The organism is Azospirillum sp. A1-3 (assembly GCF_023806445.1).
Taxonomy (GTDB): Bacteria; Pseudomonadota; Alphaproteobacteria; order Azospirillales; family Azospirillaceae; genus Azospirillum.
This window is the reverse complement of record NZ_JAMSLU010000005.1, coordinates 326,535-348,444: the sequence shown is the minus strand read 5'-3', so window position 1 is coordinate 348,444 and position 21,910 is coordinate 326,535. Positions and strand designations below refer to the sequence as shown.

Sequence of the window (21,910 nt, the reverse complement as noted above, 5' to 3'; positions counted from 1 at the left end):
TTCGGGCTTCACACTGCGGGCGCGAGTTGATATACGCCACGTATGTGAATGCCAACACACATACGCTCCGTATGTCAACCCACATACGAGGCGTATGCTAAATCAGTGGAGACGGCGATGGCTGGCAAGCGACGCTCTGAAATGATGGAAGAAACCCGCGCCAAGCTGATCGCGTCCGCGCGCAAGGCCTTCGCCGAAAAGGGTTTCGCCGCCGCATCGATGGATGACCTGACGGCCGAGGCCGGACTGACGCGCGGCGCCCTGTATCACAATTTCGGCGACAAGCGCGGCCTTCTCCAGGCGGTGGTCGACCAGCTCGACGCGGAAATGGCGACGCGCGCACACGACATCGGAGCCCAAGCCGGAAATGACTGGGATGGGCTGCTGGCGGAAGGCGTCGCTTATATCGAGATGGCTCTCGAACCCGAGGTCCAGCGCATCGTGCTGCTCGACGGCCCGGCCTTCCTCGGCGATCCCTCGCAATGGCCGAGCCAGAACCGCTGCCTCCAGACCACCCGGCAGGCGGTGGAGCGGCTGATCGCGCAGGGGATCGTCAGGCGCCTCGATCCCGAAGCGGCCGCCCGGCTGTTGAATGGAGCGGCATTGAACGCCGCCCTCTGGGTGGCGGCCAGCGACGACCCGCAGGAGGTCCTCGCCAAGGCCGTCGAGGCATTCCGCTTTCTGGCGGAAGGGCTGCTGCCGCGTTCGTCCTGACGCGCTCAGAAATCCAGCATCGCGTTGTCGATCACCTCCTTCATGACGAAGAAGGTGCGCGTCTGCCGCACGCCGGGCAGCGCAATCAACTCCTGCCCGTGCAGGCGGTTGAAGTCCGCGATGTCGCTGACCCGGATCTTCAGGAAGAAATCGAAATCCCCGGCGACCAGATGGCAGTCGAGGACGAAGGGCAGCTTGCGGATCGCCCGCTCGAACTCGGCGAAGCTCTCCGGGGTCGAGCGGTCCAGTTCGACTCCGACCATCACCAGAGTGCCGCGATCGACCTTCGCCGGCTCGATCTCCGCCCGGACGGAGCGGATGTAGCCCTCGGCGAACAGGCGCTGGGTGTGGCGGTGGCAGGTGGCCGGGCTGAGATTGACCGCCGCCGCCAGATCGGCGTTCGTCATCCGGCCATCCCTTTGAAGATGCTGGAGAATCTTGCGGTCCGTGGGGCTCAGCTCGTCACGGGTGATGATTTCTCTCATTTCAGCCCCGATTTTTGCACAAACCACTGCATCTGACGGCACTCTAAAGGCATTTCACGGCAATTCACCAGCGAAGTTCGAGAGCACCTTTCATTTCGGCGGTGATAGCGTCCTTTCACCTAGACAGTGGAGCCCCGCCATGCTGCGCCTCGATCGTTTCGAACGTTATCCGCTCACCTTCGGCCCGACTCCGATCGAACATCTGCCCCGTCTGACCGAGGCGCTCGGCGGCAAGGTCGAGATCTACGCCAAGCGCGACGACTGCAACTCGGGACTCGCCATGGGCGGCAACAAGCTGCGCAAGCTGGAATACATCGTTCCCGACGCCATCGCGGCCGGCGCCGACACGCTGGTGTCGATCGGCGGCGTGCAGTCGAACCACACCCGCATGGTGGCGGCGACCGCGGCGAAGCTCGGCATGAAGTGCGTCGTCGTCCAGGAAAGCTGGGTCCCGCACGAGGACGCCGTCTATGACCGCGTCGGCAACATCCTGCTGACCCGCCTGATGGGCGCCGACAGCCGCATCGTCCCCGACGGCTTCGACATCGGCATCCGTCGCAGCTGGGAAGACGCCATCCAGTCGGTGAAGGACGCCGGCGGCAAGCCCTACGGCATTCCGGCCGGCGCCTCGGTCCACAAATACGGCGGTCTCGGTTACGTCAACTTCGCCGAAGAGGTGCGCAAGCAGGAGGCCGACCTCGGCTTCAAGTTCGACTACATCGTCGTCTGCGTGGTGACCGGCTCGACCCAGGGCGGCATGATCGTCGGTTTCGCCGCCGACGACCGCGCCGACCGCGTGATCGGCATCGACGCCTCCGGCACCCCGGAACAGACCCGCGCCCAGGTCCGCCAGATCGTCGACAACACCGCCGAACTGGTTGAACTCGGCCGCAAGGTCCGCGACGACGAGATCGTCATCCTCGAAGACTACGCCTATCCGGCCTATGGCGTGCCGAGCGCCGAAACCAACGAGGCCATCCGCCTCGCCGCCCGCACCGAGGCGATGATCACCGACCCGGTCTATGAGGGCAAGTCGATGCAGGGCATGATCGACCTCGTGAAGAAGGGCTATTTCCCCGAAGGCTCGAAAGTCCTCTACGCCCACCTCGGCGGCGCCCCGGCGCTGAACGGCTACAGCTATACGTATCGCAACGGCTGAGAAGTCGAGCACAAAGCTCCCTCTCCCGCCCCGGGAGAGGGAAGGGGCCCATGCGGAGCATGGGAAGGGTGAGGGGTGATCCAAGGAGCCATGCGCTTTCGGTTCCTTGGCTCACCCCTCACCCTCCCCACTTCGTGGGGCCCCTCCCTCTCCCGGGACGGGAGAGGGCGATTACTTCACCCCTCCAGCCCCGCAATCGTGACGGCCAGCGCCTGGGCGCGCGGCACCAGCGTTTCGAGCCGGCACCATTCGCGCTCCGTGTGCGCCGCTCCGCCGACCGGCCCCAGCCCGCACAGCGAAGGCACGCCCAGCGCCCCGGTAAAGCCGGAGTCGGCGCAGCCGCCGGTGAACTCTCCATCCACCTCGAATCCGACCTCCGCCGCCGCGGCCTTGTAGCGGGCGAACAGATCGGCCGAATGCTGCTCCTCCAGCGGCATGAACAAATGTCCCCGCTGGTAAGTCGCGCTGGTGCCCGGCACGTCTTCCGCCGCCAGGATCGCCTCCACCCGGGCAAGGATGCCGTCGAGCTGCTCGACCGAGCGGAAACGGATGTCCAGCGCCGCCTCCGCATGGTCGGCGACGGTGTTGTGGGTCCGGCCGCCGCGGATGACGCCGACATTGGTGGTGATGCCGCTGTCATAGTCGGTCAGCGCATGCAGCGCGGTGATCTTCGCCGCCAGCGCGCCGATGGCGCTTGCCCCGTCGGCATGGTTGACGCCGGAATGCGCCGCCCGTCCGGTCACCGTGATGTCCAGCGTCAGCCCGCCCTTGCGCGCGGTGACCACATTGCCGGACACCCGCCCCGGTTCGGCGTTGAAGGCGGCGCGAGCCCCCCGCGCCACCTCCTCGATGATCTTGCGGCCGGACGGCGAGCCGATCTCCTCGTCGGCGGTGAACAGGCCGATCAGCGGAAAGCCGGTGCCGCCCGCCGCCTTCAGCGCCCGCAGCACGAAGACGTCGACGACCAGCCCGCCCTTCATATCGGCCACCCCCGGCCCCCGCGCGGTATCTCCGTCACGGGTGAAGGGCCGCGCCGCCACCGTTCCCTTGGGATAGACGGTGTCGCGGTGCCCCATCACCAGCACCGGTGCCCCGCCCTTGCTCCCAGGAATATTGGCCTTCAGCACGGCGCCGTAGGTCTCGTTCGGGAAGCGCGTCACGGCGATGCCGTCGGCCTCCAGCATCGCGGCCATGATGTCGCCGACCTTATCGATGCCGGCGCCGTCGCGGCTGCCGGAATCGATGTCGACGATGCGCTGGAGCATGTCCTCCATCTCCGCGCGGCGGGTTGCCAGCCAGTCGCTGGCGCGTTGGGCAAGCGGGGTCATGCGCGGCGGGCCTCCTTGCGAGCGTCCCGGATGGCGGGACCGGTCTCACCCAGATCCCAGAACAGCCCGGCCATCACCCGCAGGCCCTCCTCGACGACCGGCGCCAGCAGATGCTCGTCGGGCGCGTGCTGGGAACAGGCGGGATAGGAATGCGGCACCCAGATGGTCGGCAGCCCCAGAATCTCGGAGAAGACGTCGTTGGGGATCGAGCCGCCCAGGTTGGGCAGCAGTGCCGGCTTCTTGCCCGTCGTCCGCGCCAGCGAGTCCAGCGCCCAGCCCACCCACGGGTCGTTGGGATCCAGACGGGTGGCGGTGAAGGCCTCCATGCGGCTGGGCGTGACCTGCACCCGGTCGAAGCCGTTGGCGGCGAGATGGGCGCGCACGGCGTCGATCACCGTCGCCGGATCGGTGCCGACGACGAAACGCAACTGCAGCGTCGCCTTGGCGATCCCGGGCACGGCATTGACCGGCGCGCGCGGGTTGCCGGTCTCGAAGGCCAGCACCTCCAGCGCATTCCAGCCGAACACCCGTTCCTCCGGCGTCAGGCCCGGCTCGCCCCAATCGCGGTCGATCTCCGGATCGTTCGGCCCGCCGCCGACAGACAGGTCGGCGATGGCGGCCTTGACCGCCGGCGGGATGCCGGCCGGCTTCAGCGCATCCAGCTTGATCCGCCCCTGCCCATCGATCAGCGAGGCGATGGCGTTGGCGAGGATCGTCCCCGGATTGGCGAGCAGCCCGCCCCAATTGCCCGAATGGTGGGCGCCCTTGCGCAGATCGACCGTCAGTTCGAAATTGATGGCGCCGCGCGAGCCGAGGAACACGGTCGGCCGCTCGGCGATTACCCGCGGCCCGTCCGACGCGATCAGGACGTCGGCGGCCAAGGCCTCGCCATGGCTTTCGGCCAGAGCGCGCAGGCCGGGCGATCCCGCCTCCTCGCCCATCTCGATCACGAACTTGGCGTTGAAGCCCAGGCTGCCGCCGCGCTCTTCCATCACCTGGGCGAGCGCCGCGATGTTGACGGAATGCTGGCCCTTGTTGTCGGCGGTGCCGCGGCCGTACCAGCGGTCGCCCTGGATCGTCACCGTCCACGGGTCGATGCCGTCGCGCCAGCGCCCCTCATGGCCCGGCACCACGTCACCATGGCCATAGATCAGCACGGTCGGCAGATGGTCGGCCTCGTGGCGCTCGGCGATCAGGAACGGCCCGCGCCCGGCGACCGGATTCTCCACGATGGTGCCGGTGAAGCCGAGCTTGCCCAGCGACGGGATCATCTCCTCGTCCAGATAGGCATGCAACTCCGCCCCGCGGTCGGACGACTGGCTCTCGGACTTGATGGCGACACGCCGCGTCAGGTCGGCCAGGAAGGCGCCGGACGCGAAATGATGGGCGGCGCGCGCAATGGCGCCGTCACGCGATGGCTGTTGGGTCATGGCGGAACTCGGGTGTGGGGGATGGATCGTCAATTGGCGTAATGGCAGGCGGCGACGCCGTCGGCGACCGGCATGGGGCCGGGTGCTACGGAGTGGCAGTGGTCGGTGGCGCGCGGACAGCGCGGGTGAAAGGCGCAGCCGGGCGGCGGCGCGATCGGGTTGGGGAAGGAGCCGGAAATCACCGTGTCGGGCATGCCCAGCGTCGGATCGGGCGTCAGCACGCAATCGAGCAGCGCGCGGGAATAGGGATGGCTGGCGTGGGTGAACAGCGCCTCGCGCCCGCGTTCCTCGACGATGCGGCCGAGATACATCACCGCCACCCGGTCGGCCAGATGCTCGACCACCGCGAGGTTGTGGCTGATGAAGAAGTAGGTCAGCTTGAACTCGCGCTTCAGATCCATCAGCAGGTTCAGGATCTGCGCCTGCACCGACACGTCGAGCGCCGAAGTCGGCTCGTCGCAGATCAGCACGTCCGGCTGCATGACCAGCGCGCGGGCGATGGCGACGCGCTGGCGCTGGCCGCCCGACATCTGGCCGGGATAGGCGTCGATCATCCGGCGCGGCAGCCCGACCGCGTCCAGCATCTCCGCCACCTTCTTCTGCCGGCTGGCCGAGGTGCCGATGCGGTGGGCGACCAGCGGCAGGGCGATCAGGTCGGCCACCGACTTGCGCGGGTTCAGCGAGGAATAGGGGTCTTGGAACACCGGCTGGATGCGCCGCGCCACGTCGCGCCGGTCGGTCTTGGCGATGGGCACGCCGTCGATGCGGATTTCGCCGGAGGTCGGCTTGGTCAGCCCCAGCAGCATCTTCGCCAGCGTCGATTTGCCCGATCCGCTTTCGCCGACCAGCGCATGCACCTCGCCGCGGGCGACGCTCAGCGACACCCCGCCGACGGCGGTCAGCATCGCCCTGGGTTTGAACATCCCCTGCGGCACCGGATAGATCTTGGTGACGTTTTCGAGTTCGAGCACCGGAACGGTCATGTCGGTCTCCGGTCAAATGAAGGCGGTCAAACAGCGGTGGCGACGGGGTCGAGCACGCAGGCCATGCGGTGGCTGGGGCCGAGGTCGCGATCCGGAATGGCGGCGGCACAGGCGTCGGTGGCGTGGTCGCAGCGGTTGCGGAAGGCGCAGCCGGTCAGCGGTCCGATCAGGTTCGGCACCTGCCCCGGAATGGTGCCCAGCGGCTCGCCCGGACGGGTGCGGCCGGGGACCGGGATGGCGCGCAGCAGACCCTGGGTGTAGGGGTGGCTGGGGGCGCCGAACACCGCCTCGACCGGGCCGGTCTCCACCAGCCGGCCGGCATACATCACCGCCACCTTGGTGGCGACGCGGGCGACCACGCCCAGATCGTGGGTGACCAGGATCAGCCCCATGCCGAACTCGCGCTGGATGTCGCGCAGCAGCATCAGGATCTGCGCCTGGATCGTCACGTCCAGCGCGGTGGTCGGCTCGTCGGCGATGATGAGATCCGGTTCGCACATCAGCCCCATGGCGATCATCACCCGCTGGCGCAGGCCGCCCGACAGCTGGTGCGGATATTGCCCGAGGCGAGAGGCGGCGGCGGTGATGCCAACCCGCTCCAGCAGATGGACCGCCCGCTCCCGCGCCACCGCCCGGCTGACCGGACGATGGCGCCGCAGCGCCTCGATCAGCTGGTCGCCGACGGTGTAGGCCGGGTTCAGCGAGGTCATCGGCTCCTGGAAGATCATCGCCATGCGGTCGCCGCGCAGATCCTCCATCTTGCGCTGCCCCGCCGCCATCAGGTCGATGCCGTCGAACCGCATGGTCCGCGCCTTGCGCACCGCCCTGGACGGCAGCAGGTCCATCAGGGCCAGCGAGGTCAGCGACTTGCCCGACCCGCTCTCGCCGACGATGGCCAGGGTTTCGCCGCGCTCCACGGTGAAGGACACCCCGTTGACGGCGTTCAGCAGTCCGGCCTCGGTGGGGATCTGGATGGTCAAATTGTCGACGTCGAGCAGGGGCATGGCCGTCAGCTCCGGTTGTCGGGGGCGGTGACGTCGCGCAGGCCGTCGCCCAGAAGGTTGATGCCCAGCACCAGCGCCACCAGCGCCACGCCGGGGATGGTGATGACCCAGGGGCTGAAGAACATGTACTGCTTGCCCTCCGAGATCATCAGGCCCCAGGACGGCAGCGGCGGCTGCACGCCAAGACCCAAGAAGGACAACGCCGCCTCCAGCAGGATGGCATGGGCCATTTCCAGCGTGGCGACCACGATCAGCGGGTTGATGATGTTGGGCAGCACTTCGGAGAACACGATCAGCCGCGTCGAACAGCCGATGGCGCGGGCCGCCGCGACGAAATCGGCATGGGCGATCTGCTGCGTCGTCGACCGCGCCACCACGGCGAAGCGGTCCCACAGCAGCAGCCCCAGCACGACGATGACCGTGTTCAGCGAGGTGCCGACCAGGGCCGCCACCGCCAGCGCCACCAGCACCACCGGCAGCGCCAGCCGCACATTGATGATGTAGCCGATGACCAGATCGACCCGCCCGCCGAAGAAGCCGGCGGCCACGCCCAGCGCCGTGCCGATGGCGCCCGACAGCAGAACCGTCGCCGCCCCGATCATCAGCGAGATGCGCCCGCCATAGAGCAGCCGGGCGAAGTAATCGCGCCCCAGCTTGTCGGTGCCCAGCCAATGCTCCCAAGTCCCCTTGGCGTGCCAGATCGGCGGGATCAGCCGCTTGGAGATGTCCTGCGCATAGGGATCGTGGGCGGTGAACAGCGGCGCGCCGATCGACATCACCAGGATGACGGCGAGGATGAAGGCGCCGGCCATGAAACCGGGGTGGCGCGCCGCCCGCTTGGTGAAGCGGGCCAGCGGCGACCGGCGAACCGGAACGCTGTCGAATCCGGCGGCCGTGGCGGCGGCACCTGAAGCGCTCGTGGTGCTCATGCGACGCGGATCCTTGGGTCCAGCCAGGCGTTGAGGATGTCGGCGAGGAAGGTCAGCAGGATGTAGATCGTGGCCAGCAGCATCACGATGGCCTGGACGACCGGGAAATCCTTGCGCCCGATGGCCTCCCAGGCGAGTTGCCCCAGCCCCTGCATCGAGAAGACCGCCTCGACCACGATGGAACCGCCGAGCATGAAGCCGAACTGCACCGCCGCCAGCGCCACCACCGGCACCACCGCGTTGCGCAGCGCATGCTTGAAGATCACCGTCTTCGGACGCAATCCCTTGGCGCGCGCCGTCCGGATATAATCGGACGCCATCACGTCCAGCATACCGTTGCGGGTCAGCCGCATCACCGCCGGGATGGCGTACCAGCCGAGCGCCACCGACGGCAGCACATAATGGCTCCAGGTCGCGTTGCCGGACACCGGCAGCCAGCGCAGGTTGACCGAGAAGATGATGATGAGCGTCAGGCCGAGCCAGAAGGTCGGCACCGCCTGCCCCAGCGCGCAGAAGGCCAGCGTCGCACGGTCGAACCAACTGCCGCGCTTCACGGCGGCCAGCGCCCCCAGCGGAATTGCGAAGAGCAGGGCGAGGCCAAGCGCGATGGCGCCGAGTTTCAAGGTGATCGGAATGCGGCCGCCGACCAGCGACGCCACCGACTCCCGGAAATAGAAGGACTGGCCGAAATCGAAGCGGACGGCCCCGGCCAGCCAATGGCCGTACTGGACCGCGAGGGGCTGGTCCAGGCCATATTCGGCGCGGACCTGCGCCACCTGTTCGGGCGAAGCCTCGGGACCGGCGAGGTCGGTGGCGAGGTCGCCGGACAGATGCAGAAGCAGGAAGGCGATGACCGAGACGGTCAGCACCACCGACAGCGCCACGGCGAGCCGGCGAAGCAGGAAGGCGAGCATGGCGGTCTCCTGAAAAGGAGCGTGCGGAGAGGCGCTGCGGGCCGGCTTTCAACCATGCCGGCCCGCCGCCGCGGCCTCACTTCCAGTGAGCGGCGTAGAAGCGCGGAAGCTCGTCCGGCTGTGCGGTGAAGGCGAGATCGGAGGTGAAGGCGTAATTGCTGGGATAGGAGAACAGCGGCAACAGATATGCCTTCTGCGCGATCATCGACAGCGCTTCTTTATAGAGGTCCTTTCGCGCCGCGGTGTCGGTCGTCGTGTCGGCCTTCTCCAGCAGAGCCTTGACCTTGGGGTCGCGGCTCATGTCGTCCTCGTTCTCCTTGAACCACACGCCGGTGAAGGCGGAGGCATCGTTGACCGAGAAGGAGCCCCAGGTCTGGTACTCCAGCGGCACCTTGCCGGCGCGGGCGGCCTCGCGCATCGCCGCGTATTTGAGGAAGCGCAGGTTGGCGCGGATGCCGACCGCGCGCAGATAGCCGATGACCGCCTCGGCATAGTCGCGCTCGCGATAGGCGTAGAGATCGGTGTCGAAGCCGTCCGGATAGCCGGCCTCGGCCAGCAGCTTCTTGGCTTTCTCCGGATTGTACTCATAGCGCGGAACGCCGTCGTCGGTGCAGCCGGTCTGGTCGATGAAGCAGGCGGAATGCATCACCCGCGCGCCCTCGCCGGCCAGATTCTTGACCATCGCCTGCCGGTCGATGGCGTAGGCGACGGCCTGGCGCACCTTCTCCTTCTTCATCGGCGTGTCGGCGGCGGTGCGGCCGGCGGCGTCGAACTGCAGGAAGCCGACGCGCATCGTCTCGGCCGACAGCACGGTGAGGTTCGGCACCGCCTTCAACTGGTCCGCCTGATCCTTCGGCACGCGCCAGATCCAGTCGACGCCGCCGGTCATCAGCTCGGCCATGCGGGTTTCGCCGTCGGGGATGACGCGGAACTGGATCTTGCCGATGGCGGGCTGGCCGAGCGGGCTGTCTTTGAAATAGTCCTTGTACTTCTCCATCATCACGCCCTTGCCGTTCTCCACCGCGGTGACGCGGTAGGGACCGGTGCCGATGGGCGCCTTGGAGAAGCCGTCCAGCCCGACCTTCTTGAAATAGGCGGCGGGATAGATCGGCGTCGGCCCGGACAGATATTCCAGCGCTGCCGGGAACGGACCCTTCAGACGGACGCGCACCGTGTAATCGTCGATTTTGTCGGCGCCGGCCATCCATTCGACGTTCTGCTTGGTCACCACCTTCGCTTCCGGCGTCAGCACGTAGTTGAAGGTGAAGACCACGTCGTCGGCGGTGAAGGGCGAGCCGTCCTGGAAGGTCACGCCCTTGCGCAGCTTCAGTTCAAGCGTGACCGGATCGACCCATTTCCACGAGGTCGCCAGCTCCGGCTCATACTCGCCGGTCTTGGGGTTCCGGTAGACCAGCGTGTCCCACACGAGATGGGCGATGATGACGCCTTCGCGCAGATTGTTGTGATAGGGGCTGATGTTCTCCGGCTCGCTGTCGGAAGCGTAGACCAGCGTGTCGTTTGCCTTGTTGGCGAATGCCGCAGAGGGAACCATGACCGCGGGCAGGGCCAGGGCCGCGACCGCCGCGGCTGCGAACATCATCGACTTACCGTACGCAAAGGGCGCCATGTCCGAACTCCGTCCAAGAAGGTCCATTTGCACGAAAGTTAGCCATGACACGGTATTGTGCAGATTGGCATGCCGCAATTATAATAGTTGGAAGTTCCCGTTGCCGAACCGGCAACGAGATGGTTAACCGTCCTGATTTTCCGTTACTTTAGCAAACAGGCGCAGGCCGGGGGAACCGTCATGAACGCCACCGCGCTCCGTTATTTCCTGGAGGTCGCCCGCACCGGCTCGATCGCCGATGCCTCGGCGCGGCTGCATGTCGCCTCCTCCGCCATCAGCCGGCAGATCGCCCATCTCGAAGCCGATCTCGGCGTCGAATTGTTCGAACGCCGTCCGCGCGGCATGGTGCCGAGCTATGCCGGCGACCTGCTCGCCCGCCATGCCCAACGGGTGTTCCTTGAGGAAGAAGCCATTGTGACCGAGTTGAAGCGGTTGCGCGGGCTGGCCAGCGGTCGGGTGCGCGTCGCCGCGACCGAGGGATTCGGCATGAGCCTGATTCCGGCGGCCATCCGCAGCTTCCGCGACCGCCATCCCGGCATCCGCATCGAACTGCGCATCGTCGCGCCGGCCGCCGTCACCCGCATGGTGCGGGAGGGGGAGGTCGATATCGGCGCCACCTTCGCCTTCGCCCCCGAACCGGGGGTCAGGGCGATGGGGGAAGGCCGCGCGCCGGTCCTGGCGGTGATGGCGAAGGACCACCCGCTGGCTGGCCGGCCCGTCCTGTCGCTGGCCCAGCTGGCCCGTGAATCGATCGCGTTGCCGGAAAAGGACACGACGGTGCGGCAGTTGTTCGACATCGCCTGCGGGCTGGCCGGGGTGGTGATCGAACCGGTGCTGGTTTCAAACTACATCGCCGGGCTGTGGGCCTTTGCCGCCGAAGGCGGCGGCATCACCATCGCCAGCCCCTTCACCGTCCATGCCAGCACCGTGGGTCATCCGGTGGCGTCGGTCCCGATCGACTCGCCCACCCTCGACCAGCGCTACTATCAGATCCAGACCATGCTCGGCCGCCATCTGCCGGAGGCGGTGTATGCCTTCGCAACGCATTTAACCGGCATCATCAAGCGCATGGACCGCGGCGCCGAACCGCCGCTGCCGTCCGCCGGGCAGGAGGAGCTGTCTTAGCGGGAGCAGGCATTTCCGTCGATGCCGTCACGATGCTCCGACCCACTCGGCGACGACGTCGATGAAGCTCCGGACCGTCGCCGGCATCAGAGTGCGATGGGGAATGATCGCGTGCAGCGGCAGCGTCCGTGCCGACCACTCCGGAAGGACGTGAACCAGCCGGCCTTCGGCAATGTGCTCCATGACGAGGAAGGACGGCGCCAGCACCAACCCCCGTCCCAACAGCGCGAGCGTGACGAGGAAGCCGGCGTCCGTTGCCCGAAGCTGCGCTTCGAACGCAATCTGCACCCGATGTCCTGCGGCGTCGGACAGCACAAATCGCTCCGGAGTCGCGGTCTGCATATAAGCGAGAATCCTGTGCTCCCGCAGATCCTCCGGATGTTCCGGTGAGTTGCGGGACCTGAAATAGCCCGGCGCGCCGGTCAGGATCAGTGGAAAGCCGCCCAGGCGCCTGGCGATCATCGCGGTGTCCGGCAGCGTGCCGAGACGCAAGGCGACGTCGAACCCTTCGCCGAGCAGATCGGTCTCCCGTTCACTGAGATCCAGCGTCAGGGTGACGCCCGGATAACGGCGCATGTAATCGGCCACCGCCGGCCCCAGCACCGCATTGGAAAAGGCCAGCGGCGCCGCCACCCGCAATTGACCGCGCGGCTCGGCCTGCCGGGTTCCGGCATCGGCTTCGGCCAGGGCGATTTCATCGAGGATCGCCACGCAGCGACGAAAATAGGCCTGACCCGCCTCCGTCAAACTCAGTTTGCGGGTGGATCGGTTGACCAGCCGGACTCCCAGCCGCGCCTCCAGTGCCTTCAGATGCCGTCCGGCCATTTCAGCCGACATGCCAGTCCGGCGCGCCGCGGCGGCCAGGCTGCCCTCTTCGATGGCATGGCGGAACACGGTCATGCCAGTCAGGGTATCCAGCGCCATCATCCACTCCTGGTTCGGAATGAATCCATTCCGCGCCTGATTATCACGGCTCCGTTCGGCCGCTAAATCCAATTCGGCGCAACACGCATGTCATGGAGCTTGGCAATGTCCAAAAACATCGAAACGACCGGGGCGGTCATCCACGTTCTGGACGAAGGGCAGGGAGACACGGCACTGGTGTTTCTGCATTACTGGGGCGGGTCCGCCCGCACCTGGCGCCATGTCGTCGCACAACTGAAGGACCGGACACGCTGCGTCAGCCTGGATCTGCGCGGCTGGGGCCGGTCCGTCGCCCTGGACGGGCGCTATGACCTCGACGCGATGGCCGGCGACGTGTCGGAGGTCATCGCATCGCTGGGGCTGACCCGCTGCATTCTCGTGGGCCATTCCATGGGCGGCAAGGTTGCCCAGATCGTCGCCGCAAAAGGCGCCGGCGCACTTTTGGGGCTGGTCCTGATCGCCCCCTCTCCGCCGACCGGAATGCCAGTGCCGGCTGGGGTGCGCGAGGCGATGCTCGCCTCCTATCAGAACGCGGAGGGCGTGAATGAGGCGCTGAAAATCCTGTGCCACCGTCAACTTCCGGAGGAGGACAGGCGGCAGGTGGTCGAGGATACGCTGCGGGGGGCTACGGGTGCCAAACGGGAATGGACGACAACCGGCATGCTCGCCCGCCTCGACGGAATTGCAGGCATCGGCATCCTGACCCTGATCGCGGTGGGCGATTGCGACCAAGTCGAGCGCGCCGACAGTCTCCGGGAGATCTACGGCGAAATCCTGCCCGCGGCAGAGTTCCGCATCCTCCCCGGCGTTGGCCATCTGTCGCCGTTGGAAGCCCCCGCCGACGTCGCCGAAGCCTGTTCCAACCTGCTGTCGGCAGTCGCCGCCGGTTGATCCACCCGATCATTCGACAACTCAGAAGGCGACAAACGCAAAAGGCACCGGACGCGATCCCGCCATGGGCCGCATCCGGTGCCTTCCGTCGATCAGGAGGCCTGACCTTAGTTGGACTCGCTCTTCAGGTAGGCGATCACGTCAGCGCGCTTGGCGTCATCCTTGATGCCGGCGAAGGCCATCTTGTTGCCGGGGACGGTCGCCTTGGGATCCTTCAGATATTCGTTCAGCTTTGCCTCGTCCCAGGTGATGCCGGAATCCTTCATCGCCGCCGAATAGCTGAAGCCGTCGTGGGTGCCCGCCTTGCGGCCGACGACGCCGTGCAGGTTGGGGCCGACACGGTTGGGGCCGCCGGCCTCGATCGTGTGGCAGGCCTTGCAGACGTTGAACCCCGTCTTGCCCGCCGCGGCGTCACCGTCCGCGGCCTGCGCGGCAACGGTACCACCGGAGATGAGAAGGACGGACGCCAACAGAATATTGCGGATGACGGACACAGCGGAACTCCCATTTCTCAACGTTACCTCCGGATGTCCGGAGAGGTCGGCCGGATAACTTCCGGCTGGCGAAGCGGAGGCTACTGGCGGTCGGAAAAGCCAGAAAGCGAATTTAACCGATGGCTATTATCGGTTTTCCCGATACCATTTCCTCCCATTAGGGGATCCGCCGGTCGCGGCTGCATCCAGCGGATGCGACGAATCGTCTCACACCGTTAGGTCGCGATCAAGCTGTCGATGCTTTAGGTCTGGTCCCAACGAACCGGCAGGCGACCGGACGCGAAGGCCGGCAGTCAGGTGAGGTGTCATGGATACGGAAATGGCGCGGACATTTCTGGAGGTCACGGCGGCGGGCAGCTTCATGGCTGCGGCCGACCGGCTTCACGTCACGCAGTCAACGGTCAGCACGCGGATCCAGCAGTTGGAACAGTTGCTTGGCTGCCGGCTGTTCGTACGCAACAAGACCGGCGCCACGCTGACCACCGCCGGCCTGCGCTTCCAGCGCCATGCCGTCGCCATCCTCCGCCTGTGGGAGCAGGCGCGCCAGGAGGCCACCCTGCCCGCCGGCCACAAGGCGCTTCTGCGCATCGGCAGCGAGGCCGGTTTGTGGAACCGCCTGCTCTACCGCTGGATCCCCTGGATGCGGCGAAACGCCAACGAGATCGCGCTCCGCTGCGACGTCGGCCTGCCGAGCGGGCTGCTGCAGGGGCTTCAGGACGGGACTCTGGACGTCGCCGTCCTCTATTCGCCGCGCGCCCTGCCCGGCCTGTCGATCCGCCTGCTGATCGAGGAGGAACTGGTCCTCTTCCGGATGCCGGCGGTCGACGACTATTCGGAGGAGCCGTACGTCCACATCGACTGGGGTGACGATTTCCGCCGCAACGTGCGCCTGCACCGGCCCGAAGACGTGCAGTCGGCACCGGTGTCGATCGGCGTTGGCACGCTGGGGCTCGATTATGTCAAGCAATGCGGCGGCACCGGCCATTTCCCCCGCCAGCTCGTCCAGCCGCTGATCGACGCCGGCAAGGGCGAAATCCTGCCCGAAGCCCGCCCCTTGAGCCTTCCCATCTATGCCGCCTACCCGACCGACGCCGACGAGGCCATCATCGACCCGGCGCTCACCGGGCTGAAGACCATTTTGGCCGCTCCCGCAGAGGCCCGTAGTTGAATTGAAAAACCCGATATGAACCATCGGTTAATTTCGCTTTTTCCGATGAATGCCGCTGCCTAGAATCGGCGTCGCCGGGCTCTTGCCGGCCCGCGCACCCAACCATCAACAAGGGTTCCGATCCCATGACCATGCAAATGGCACAGCCTGCGCTGCCGGCAGACGAAGACACCACGGCGCAGGCGAATTCCAGCCGGCTCGAGTCCCCCTACATCGTGTTCCCGGCGCTCATCCTGCTGCTCATCATGCCGCTGGGGATCGTCTTCCACCCGGCCTGGCTGGCGACGCTGGCCGAAGTGGGCGTGGTGGTGATGTTCATCGCCATCTTCCGCATGATGCGCATGTGACCTGATCGTCCTTCGCCGGCTATCCTTCACCGTCCCGTCTGCGGCCGATATTCCGCTTTGTCCGGAACCGGGGCCTGTGGGACAAAGCCGCATGTCGATCAAGCTGGACTTCCGCCGCCTCCGCTATTTCGTCGCCGTCTGCGAACTCGGCAGCTTCTCCAAGGCCAGCGAGTTCCTGAACGTCGCGCAATCGGCGCTCAGCCAGCATGTGGCGACGCTGGAGGGGGATTTGGGTGTCCAGCTCCTGCTGCGTCAGCCGCGCGGCGTCAGCCGGACCGAGGCGGGCGACCGGCTGTTCGCCCATGCGCGCGGCGTGCTGCACGCGCTGGAACAGGCGGAACTGGACGTCTTGTCGCTGTCGCGGGCGGTGGTCGGGCCGGTGATGGTCGGCTTCAACTACACGGCGATGGAGGCCATCGGCCTGCCCTTCATCCGCCGCGTCGCCTCCACCCTGACCGAGGTCAAGCTGCGCGTGATCGAAGCGCACAGCGAGATCATGCATCAGTGGATGCTGTCCGGTCAGGCCGACCTCGCCCTCACCCTGGTGCCGCCCAACGACGACCGGCTGGAGGGCGTGCCGCTGCTGGACGAGGAGTTGGTCTGCCTCGGCACCCGCGCCATGATCGGCGACGGCGGCCCCATCGATCTGGCCGAGGTGCTGCGCCTGCCGCTGATCATGCCCGGCCGCACTGCCGTTCTGCAGGCTCTGGCCAGCGATGCCCAGGTGCGCAACGCCATCGCCGCCAAGGTCTATCTGGAAATCGAATCCGCCATCCCACTGAAACGCGCAGTCAGCGCCGGGCTGGGCGTGACGGTGCAGTCGGCGGCGCTGGCCGGCGATGAGATCGCCTGCGGCGAGCTGGTGGCGCGGCCGGTGGTGAACCCGTCGATGGGCCGCACGCTCTATCTGGTGTCCTCGCGGATGAAGACCGCCTCGCGCGCCGTGGTCGAGGCCCGGCGCCTGATGATCGACGTGGTGCGCGAGGCGCATGCAACCGGCCGCTGGCCCGGCCGGCCGCGCGACGCCCTTCTCTGAAGCGAGATATCTGGAAACCAGATAGCTCACTTCTCTTCTTTATGCTTTTACGACCTTCCCTCCCCGTGCTGTTCTGTTTCGTGAACGAACAATCCGAAGGCCCGCAGTTGAATGGGCCCGGCGCTTCAATCCCTTGAACCGCCGCAACGAACCACCGGAGGGAGGTGCAGGACATGACGCCCACAAAGACGTCCACCCGTTTCAAGACCATGCTGGCGCTGCTCGCCACCGCGTCCGCCACGGCTCTGCTGGCGCTGCCGACGGATGCCGAGGCCGCGACGCGGATGCGCTGCAGCCATCAGCTGCCGCCGGCCCACCACATCTCCAAGGTCGTCGAGCGCTGGGCGGCGGAGGTGAAGACGCTGTCGGACGGCGATCTCGATGTCCAGGTGTTCGGCTCCGACAGCCTGATCAAGGCCAACGAGAACATCCTGGCCGTCGCCAAGGGCGACATCGAATGCGCCTTCTCGCTGAATTTCCAGTGGGGCAAGACCCTGCCGCTGATGAACGTCACGGTCGGCCCCTACACCATGTCCTCCATCGAGGCGTGGAAGAAGTGGCCGACATCCGAAGCGGCGGCCTTCCTTGAGGAACGCCTGCTGAAGAAGGGCGTGAAGAACATCGTCTGGATGTTCCAGACCAACACCAGCGTCTTCACCTCCAAGGGCAAGCCGCTGCTTAAGCCGGAAGATTTCCAAGGCCTGAAGATGCGCGGCCTCGGCCCGGCCTTCGACCGCGGTCTGAAGGCGATGGGCGCCACCCCGGTGGCGATCCCCGGCAGCGAGGTCTATCAGGCGCTGGCGACCGGCGTCATCGACGCCGCCATCACCGACGTCGCCGCCGCATGGTCGCGCAAATATTATGAAGTGCAGGACCACATGACGGTGGTGCCGGTGCTGGCCGCCTATCTGCACGGCTACGTCAATCCCGGCTGGTACAACAAGCTGTCCGACAAGAACAAGGCCGCGCTGAAGAAGGCCGGCGAGGACGCCGCCATCTGGGCAATCGAAGCCTCGCAGGAGGCCGCGGCCAACGCCCCGGCGGAGCTGGAATCGAAGGGCGTCAAGGTCCACATCGCGACCCCTGAGGAGAATGCCGCCTTCAAGGCCGCCATGGCGCCCGCCTTCGCCGAAGGCTTCGCCGACGAGACCGGCGCCGACGGCCGCAAGCTGCTGGAACTCGTCAACAAGCTCCAGTGAAGAGGGGACCGGCCATGAGCAGCATGTCCACCCCCGACACCGTCACGCCCGCACGCGAAAAGGGCGCGCCCAGCACCGCGCTCCGCCTGCTGACCGGCACCGCATCGGTCCTGTCGCGTATCGGCGGTGCGCTGAGCGTCCTGCTGATCGTCGTCGTGCTGGCCCTGACCACCGCGGGGGTCTTCACCCGCTATGTCCTGGGCCAGCCGCTGGAAGGTGTCGACGAGGCCTGCGGCTTCATGGTCGTCGCCATGGTGATGGCCGGCGCGGCGGAGGCGCTGCGCACCGGCCACCATATCCGCATCGACCTGATCATGGGTTTGGTCGGTTCGCGCGGCCGGCGCTGGCTGGACGCCTGGGCCAATCTGGCGGTGCTGGTCTTCGCCGTGCTGCTGGCCCGCACCGGCTGGGAAACGGTGATGTTCTCCTACGACTTCGACGCCTTCTCGCCGGGCCAGCTGGAGCTGCCGCTGTGGATCCCGCAGGCCACGCTTCCCATCGGCGCCGGCCTGCTGGGGATCGTCGCCTTCGCCAAGCTGCTCTCCGCACTTGCGGGTGACGGCACCGACGAACAGAGCGGAGGCCACTGATGACGTTCCTGATCCTGGGCCTGCTGCTGCTCCTGCTGTTCAGCGGCATGCCGATCTTCGCCGCGCTCTCCCTCACCTCGCTCGGCGTGCTGGCCCTGTTCGAGGGCAGCATCGACAGCATGGCCGACGCGGTGTTCTCCAGCCTGAACAACCCACTGCTCGCCACCATCCCGATGTTCGCCTTCATGGCGCACATCATGATCAAGGCCAAGGTGGTGGACGACCTCTATGAGATGTCGAACACGCTGGTCGGGCATATCAAGGGCGGGCTCAGCTTCGCCACCATCCTGTCCTGCACCATCTTCTCGACCATTTCCGGCTCGTCGGTGGCGACGGCGCTGACCATCGGCTCGATCTCCATCCCGCAGATGAAGCGCTTCGGTTACCGCCAGCGCGACACCTACGGGCTGATCGCCGCCGGCGGCACGCTGGGCATCCTGATCCCACCCTCGGGGCCGATGATCCTCTACGCCATCGTCACCGACGCCTCGATCGGCGCCCTGTTCCTCGCCGGCATCATTCCGGGCCTGCTGATGGCGGTGCTGTTCGCCGGCTACAGCTGGCTGCAGGCCAAGCGGCAGGACAGTGTGCAGGCGCAGCCCTGGCCCGGCTTCGGCACCGTCGTCGCCGCCTTCCGCAAGTCGATCTGGGCGGTGATGATGCCGCCGCTGATCCTCGGCGGCATCTATCTCGGCGTCTTCACGCCCGGCGAGGCCGCGGCGGTCGGCGCGGTCTATGCCCTGGCGGTGGCCCTGCTGGTCTACCGCAATGTGTCCTTCGCCGACCTGCTGGATTGCGGCGTGCAGACCATGCGGACCAGCGCCATGCTGTTCATGATCATCGCCGCCGCCGGGATGTTCGGCCACGCCATCACCATCATCCGCCTGCCGGCCCAGATCATGGAGACGGTGGCGACGCTGGGCCTGTCGCAGAGCGGCTTCATCCTGGCGGTGATGCTGGCGATCTTCATTCTCGGCATGTTCCTAGAAACCATTGCCATCATCCTGATTACCACCCCGATCATCCTGCCGGTGATGACGGCGCTGGGCATCAACCCGATCTGGTACGGCGTGATGCTGATGGTCAACCTGGAACTGGCGCTGATCACCCCGCCGGTCGGCATGAACCTGTTCGTCATCAAGGGCATCACCAGCTCCTCCCTGGCCGAGGTGACGCGCGGCGCCCTGCCCTATGTCCTGCTGATGATGGCCGGCCTCTTCATCATCTGGCTGGTCCCGTCCCTGTCGCTGTGGCTGCCGCAAGCCGCCGGCTTCGGAACGTGATCGCCGGCTTCGGCATCTGACCGCCCCTTAGACCTTTCCTCTTCCCGTTTCCACCGGATGCGCCCGTTCCCCGGCGCATCCGAACGGAGGATTCTTGCCATGACGAAATCCCCGGTGACCATCGTCGAGGTCGGCCTGCGCGACGGGCTCCAGATCCTCGACCGCGTCATGCCGACCGCTGACAAGCTGCGCTGGCTGGAGGCGGAACACCGCGCCGGCATCCGCCGCTTCGAGGCCGCCTCCTTCGTCCCGCCGAAGCTGCTGCCCCAAATGGCTGACGCCGCCGAGGTGGTGGCCGGCGCCCGCAAGCTGCCCGGCATCATCGTCCACACGCTGGCCCCCAATCTGAAGGGCGCCACGGCGGCGCTCGCGGCCGGCTCCGACGTCATTGTCCTGCCGCTGTCGGCCAGCGAGGCGCACAGCCGCGCCAACATCCGCAAGACCCGCGAGGAGTCGGTGGAGGAGTTGGCCCGCGTCTGCCGCGCCCGTGACGAAGGCATTCGGGAAGGCGGCCACAAGACCCGCATCGACGCCGGCATCTCCACCGCCTTCGGCTGCACCATCCAGGGCGAGGTTCCGGAGGACGACGTGGTCCGCCTTGCAGAGTCCTGCCTGGAAGCCGGCGCCGACCGCGTGGCGCTGGCCGACACCGTCGGTTACGCCGACCCGGCACAGGTCCGCCGTCTCTACAAGCGGGTGAAGGACATCGCCGGCGACCGGCTGCAGAGCGCCCATTTCCACGATACCCGCGGCCTCGGCCTCGCCAACTGTCTTGCCGTGCTGGACATCGGCATCCGCGAGTTCGACGCCTCGCTCGGCGGGCTGGGCGGCTGCCCGCACGCCCCCGGCGCCAGCGGCAACGTCGCCACCGAGGATCTGGCCTTCATGCTGGAGTCGATGGGCTTCGACACCGGCGTCGACCTGGACGCCCTGATCGAGGCGCAACGCCTGCTCGCCACCCTACTTCCCGGCCAGACGCTGCACGGCAAGATCGCCGCCGCCGGCCTGCCGAAGCATTTTAACCGGAGCCCCGTCCATGCCTGACGCCACCAACCTTCCCCTGGCCGGCATCCGCGTGGTCGAATTCTCCCACATGGTGATGGGGCCGACCTGCGGCATGATCCTGGGCGATCTCGGCGCCGACGTCATCAAGGTGGAACCGGTGACCGGCGACAAGACCCGCGCCCTGCCGGGGGCCGCCGCCGGCTTCTTCCGCACCTTCAACCGCAACAAGCAGTCGCTGGCCGTCGACCTGAACAGCCCCGACGGGCTGGCCGCCGTCCACAGGCTGGTCGACACCGCCGACGTGGTGCTGGAGAATTTCCGCCCCGGCCTGATGGCGAAATATGGACTCGACTATGCCAGCCTTGCCGCGCGCAACCCGCGCATCATCAACCTGTCGCTGAAGGGCTTCCTGCCCGGCCCCTATGAAAAGCGCACGGCGCTGGACGAGGTGGTGCAGATGATGGCCGGGCTGGCCTACATGACCGGCCCGACCGGCCGGCCGCTGCGCGCCGGCAGTTCGGTCAACGACATCATGGGCGGCATGTTCGGCGTGATCGGCATCATGGCGGCGCTGCGCACCCGCGAGGCCACCGGCCGCGGCCAGGACATCCAGTCCGGCCTGTACGAGACCTGCGTCCTGCTGTCGGCCCAGCACATGCAGCAGTTCGCCGTCACCGGCGAGGCGCCGCCCCCCTTCCCGGAGCGCATCGCCGCCTTCAGCATCTACGACACCTTCGAGGTGAAGGACGGCGAGCAGATCTTCCTGGGTGCGGTCAGCGACGTGCAATGGCGGACCTTCTGCACCGCCTTCGGTTTCGACGATCTGCTGGCCGACCCCAGGCTGGACGGCAACACCAAACGCTGCGAAGCCCGCGACTGGATGCTGCCGGAAATCCGCCGCCGGCTGGCCGCCTACAGCAAGGCCGAAATCGCCGATCTGTTCGAGCGCAACGGCCTGCCCTACGCCCCGATCAACCGGCCGGAGGAGCTGTTCGACGACCCCCACCTGAACCAGAGCGGCGGCCTCGCGCCCATCACCACCGAAACCGGCGGGGAGACCCGTGTCCCGCTGCTGCCGCTGACGCTGGACGGCCGCCGGCTGGAACCGCGCATGGCGCTGCCGCCGGTGGGTGCGCAGAGCGCGACGCTGCTGGCCGAACTGGGCTACACTCCGGACGAGATCGACCGGCTGCTCGCCGCCGGGGTGGTCGCCGTTCCGAAGACCGAGAAGGAGACGGAACGGCTCGCCTCCTGACCGGCGCAAAAGCGCGGCAG

22 protein-coding genes are annotated in these 21,910 nt (G+C 67.0%); 12 read left to right on the top strand and 10 right to left on the bottom strand.

Going from position 1 to position 21,910, the window contains the following annotated elements:
* Window positions 1-117: 117 nt before the first annotated feature.
* Window positions 118-714 carry a TetR/AcrR family transcriptional regulator gene (locus tag M5E06_RS26150; RefSeq protein WP_252140714.1) on the top strand — a complete coding sequence of 199 codons (597 nt, stop codon included), beginning with the start codon at window positions 118-120 and terminating at the stop codon, window positions 712-714.
* A gap of 5 nt (window positions 715-719) precedes the next feature.
* On the opposite strand, the gene M5E06_RS26145 is transcribed toward M5E06_RS26150, so the two are convergent.
* The gene (locus M5E06_RS26145; RefSeq protein ID WP_252140713.1) at window positions 720-1,199 is read right to left on the bottom strand and encodes an Lrp/AsnC family transcriptional regulator; all 480 of its coding nucleotides are present in this window, start codon (window positions 1,197-1,199) and stop codon (window positions 720-722) included.
* Window positions 1,200-1,338: 139 nt separating this feature from the next.
* On the opposite strand from M5E06_RS26145, the gene M5E06_RS26140 reads away from it, so the two are divergent.
* The gene (locus M5E06_RS26140; RefSeq protein WP_085082620.1) at window positions 1,339-2,358 is read left to right on the top strand and encodes a 1-aminocyclopropane-1-carboxylate deaminase; all 1,020 of its coding nucleotides are present in this window, start codon (window positions 1,339-1,341) and stop codon (window positions 2,356-2,358) included.
* 176 nt (window positions 2,359-2,534) lie between these two features.
* Here M5E06_RS26140 and M5E06_RS26135 read toward each other — a convergent pair whose 3' ends face one another.
* The 7 genes from M5E06_RS26135 to M5E06_RS26105 form a co-directional block, all read right to left on the bottom strand.
* Window positions 2,535-3,686 carry a M20 family metallopeptidase gene (locus M5E06_RS26135; RefSeq protein WP_252140712.1) on the bottom strand — a complete coding sequence of 384 codons (1,152 nt, stop codon included), beginning with the start codon at window positions 3,684-3,686 and terminating at the stop codon, window positions 2,535-2,537.
* Complete coding sequence (locus M5E06_RS26130) at window positions 3,683-5,116, bottom strand: M20 family metallopeptidase (protein ID WP_252140711.1); 1,434 nt, start codon at window positions 5,114-5,116, stop codon at window positions 3,683-3,685. Before M5E06_RS26130 ends, M5E06_RS26135 begins: the two co-directional genes overlap by 4 nt.
* A 29-nt stretch (window positions 5,117-5,145) precedes the next feature.
* On the bottom strand, window positions 5,146-6,099 hold the full coding sequence (locus tag M5E06_RS26125; RefSeq protein WP_252140710.1) for an ABC transporter ATP-binding protein: 954 nt from the start codon (window positions 6,097-6,099) through the stop codon (window positions 5,146-5,148).
* A gap of 26 nt (window positions 6,100-6,125) precedes the next feature.
* Entirely contained in the window at window positions 6,126-7,103 is a 978-nt protein-coding gene (locus M5E06_RS26120; protein ID WP_252140709.1) for an ABC transporter ATP-binding protein, read from the bottom strand.
* Between the two features lie 5 nt (window positions 7,104-7,108).
* A complete protein-coding gene (locus M5E06_RS26115; RefSeq protein WP_252140708.1) occupies window positions 7,109-8,032 on the bottom strand; it encodes an ABC transporter permease in 924 nt (307 codons plus the stop codon).
* Window positions 8,029-8,946 carry an ABC transporter permease gene (locus tag M5E06_RS26110; RefSeq protein WP_109156823.1) on the bottom strand — a complete coding sequence of 306 codons (918 nt, stop codon included), beginning with the start codon at window positions 8,944-8,946 and terminating at the stop codon, window positions 8,029-8,031. Before M5E06_RS26110 ends, M5E06_RS26115 begins: the two co-directional genes overlap by 4 nt.
* A 76-nt stretch (window positions 8,947-9,022) precedes the next feature.
* The gene (locus M5E06_RS26105; protein ID WP_252140707.1) at window positions 9,023-10,573 is read right to left on the bottom strand and encodes an ABC transporter substrate-binding protein; all 1,551 of its coding nucleotides are present in this window, start codon (window positions 10,571-10,573) and stop codon (window positions 9,023-9,025) included.
* Window positions 10,574-10,753: 180 nt separating this feature from the next.
* On the opposite strand from M5E06_RS26105, the gene M5E06_RS26100 reads away from it, so the two are divergent.
* Window positions 10,754-11,698 carry a LysR family transcriptional regulator gene (locus tag M5E06_RS26100; protein ID WP_252140706.1) on the top strand — a complete coding sequence of 315 codons (945 nt, stop codon included), beginning with the start codon at window positions 10,754-10,756 and terminating at the stop codon, window positions 11,696-11,698.
* Window positions 11,699-11,725: 27 nt separating this feature from the next.
* Here M5E06_RS26100 and M5E06_RS26095 read toward each other — a convergent pair whose 3' ends face one another.
* The gene (locus M5E06_RS26095; protein WP_252140705.1) at window positions 11,726-12,625 is read right to left on the bottom strand and encodes a LysR family transcriptional regulator; all 900 of its coding nucleotides are present in this window, start codon (window positions 12,623-12,625) and stop codon (window positions 11,726-11,728) included.
* Between the two features lie 102 nt (window positions 12,626-12,727).
* Between M5E06_RS26095 and M5E06_RS26090 the strand changes: the two genes are divergently transcribed.
* On the top strand, window positions 12,728-13,513 hold the full coding sequence (locus tag M5E06_RS26090) for an alpha/beta fold hydrolase (protein WP_252140704.1): 786 nt from the start codon (window positions 12,728-12,730) through the stop codon (window positions 13,511-13,513).
* 107 nt (window positions 13,514-13,620) lie between these two features.
* On the opposite strand, the gene M5E06_RS26085 is transcribed toward M5E06_RS26090, so the two are convergent.
* Window positions 13,621-14,007, bottom strand: a complete 387-nt coding sequence (locus tag M5E06_RS26085; protein ID WP_247882399.1) for a c-type cytochrome — start codon at window positions 14,005-14,007, stop codon at window positions 13,621-13,623.
* Window positions 14,008-14,326: 319 nt separating this feature from the next.
* Here M5E06_RS26085 and M5E06_RS26080 point away from each other — a divergent pair, with 319 nt between their 5' ends.
* The 8 genes from M5E06_RS26080 (at window position 14,327) to M5E06_RS26045 (ending at window position 21,890) form a co-directional block, all read left to right on the top strand.
* Complete coding sequence (locus M5E06_RS26080) at window positions 14,327-15,175, top strand: LysR family transcriptional regulator (RefSeq protein WP_252140703.1); 849 nt, start codon at window positions 14,327-14,329, stop codon at window positions 15,173-15,175.
* A gap of 125 nt (window positions 15,176-15,300) precedes the next feature.
* Window positions 15,301-15,522, top strand: coding sequence for a hypothetical protein (locus M5E06_RS26075; RefSeq protein ID WP_252140702.1), 222 nt, complete (start codon window positions 15,301-15,303; stop codon window positions 15,520-15,522).
* 91 nt (window positions 15,523-15,613) lie between these two features.
* Window positions 15,614-16,558: a LysR substrate-binding domain-containing protein gene (locus tag M5E06_RS26070; protein WP_252140701.1), complete on the top strand. Its 945-nt coding sequence runs from the start codon at window positions 15,614-15,616 to the stop codon at window positions 16,556-16,558.
* Window positions 16,559-16,731: 173 nt separating this feature from the next.
* A complete protein-coding gene (locus M5E06_RS26065) occupies window positions 16,732-17,757 on the top strand; it encodes a TRAP transporter substrate-binding protein (RefSeq protein ID WP_252140700.1) in 1,026 nt (341 codons plus the stop codon).
* A gap of 14 nt (window positions 17,758-17,771) precedes the next feature.
* Window positions 17,772-18,347 (top strand): TRAP transporter small permease, encoded by a 576-nt coding sequence (locus M5E06_RS26060; protein WP_252140699.1) that lies wholly within the window; start codon window positions 17,772-17,774, stop codon window positions 18,345-18,347.
* Entirely contained in the window at window positions 18,347-19,630 is a 1,284-nt protein-coding gene (locus tag M5E06_RS26055; protein ID WP_252140698.1) for a TRAP transporter large permease, read from the top strand. Before M5E06_RS26060 ends, M5E06_RS26055 begins: the two co-directional genes overlap by 1 nt.
* A 99-nt stretch (window positions 19,631-19,729) precedes the next feature.
* Window positions 19,730-20,674, top strand: a complete 945-nt coding sequence (locus M5E06_RS26050) for a hydroxymethylglutaryl-CoA lyase (protein ID WP_252140697.1) — start codon at window positions 19,730-19,732, stop codon at window positions 20,672-20,674.
* Window positions 20,667-21,890, top strand: a complete 1,224-nt coding sequence (locus M5E06_RS26045) for a CaiB/BaiF CoA transferase family protein (protein WP_252140696.1) — start codon at window positions 20,667-20,669, stop codon at window positions 21,888-21,890. Before M5E06_RS26050 ends, M5E06_RS26045 begins: the two co-directional genes overlap by 8 nt.
* Window positions 21,891-21,910: the final 20 nt, after the last annotated feature.